At 49.6% G+C, this 1,175-nt stretch carries 1 pseudogene; it reads right to left on the bottom strand.

Annotation, left to right across the window (positions count from 1 at the left end):
• Positions 1-1,175 (bottom strand): annotated as a pseudogene (locus EES38_RS22880) (reverse transcriptase domain-containing protein); the annotation flags it as partial.

Genomic DNA, 1,175 nt, shown 5'->3' with positions numbered 1-1,175 from the left:
AAGGCGCCAGAGGTGGCCCAGATTGGCATAAGCCKCTCTGGCTTTCACTATWCKTSCATTGATCTCATCACTCACAYCMCCACCAGCACTTATGCAGCTAYCCAGATACACGAAMTTCTCRACTACKTYTATYTGCTCACCATCCAGGGTGAGTRCAGGATTRGAATCCTGCCAGTCTTRTARAAGTACTTTGYACTTCGAAGGTGCAAAGCACATACCRTAYMTACGGACACTGATTGYCAACTGATTAAGTGCGRATYGCATGSCTTGGKCATTATCGCACAGTAAGACAATATYRWCCGCATAMTCAAGGTCGWGAAGYCTTTCTCCAGGMAACAGATCYACACCACCATTACTTACATYCATCAGAGCTSTTTCCAGAATGTCATCGATGGCAAAGTTGAAGAGGAATGGTGAGATTGGGMAACYCTGCCTAACCCCACTGCTCGAATGGAACAATGGAGAGAGGTGGTTGTATGCCCTCACTCTGCCTGAGGTGTTTGTATATAGGGCTTTTAGGATGTTAATAAACTTCTCAGGCACACCCTTCTTCAATAGACAATCCCACAGAACAGTTCCATCTTCCGGCTCAGCGTCTCCAGGCTCGCCACTCTCGTCAGCATCCGCTAATTCAGATGGCTCTGATGCCGCTTCTTCGAGTAGATCGTCTTCGCTTAATTCTGGTAGCTCTTCACCCGCGATAGCATCAACGTCTTCAGCAGTGGCCCCGTCAGTCTCTTCCTCTGTTTGTGACTCGGCTAACGCATCATCTTCGTCAAATTCAGGAAGATCATCATCAGCAAGCTCCGCCAGTACATCTTCCGGCTCAGCGCCTGCGGGTTCGGCACTCTCGTCAGCATCCGCTAACTCAGACGGCTCTGATGCCGCTTCTTCGAGTAAATCGTCTTCGCTTAATTCTGGTAAATCTTCACTGGCAATAGCATCAACATGATCAGCAGTGGCTTCGTCAGTCTCTTCCTCTGCTTGCGACTCGGCTAACGCATCATCTTCGTCAAATTCAGGAAGCTCATCATCAGCAAGCTCCGCCAGTACATCTTCCGGCTCAGCGTCTCCAGGCTCGCCACTCTCGTCAGCATCCGCTAATTCAGATGGCTCTGATGCCGCTTCTTCGAGTAGATCGTCTTCGCTTAATTCTGGTAGCTCTTCACCCGCGA

Origin of the sequence: Vibrio viridaestus (assembly GCF_003856525.1) — a bacterium.
Taxonomy (GTDB): Bacteria; Pseudomonadota; Gammaproteobacteria; order Enterobacterales; family Vibrionaceae; genus Vibrio; species Vibrio viridaestus.
Note: the sequence above shows the minus strand (reverse complement) of the source record. Positions and strands in the feature narration are given on the sequence as shown.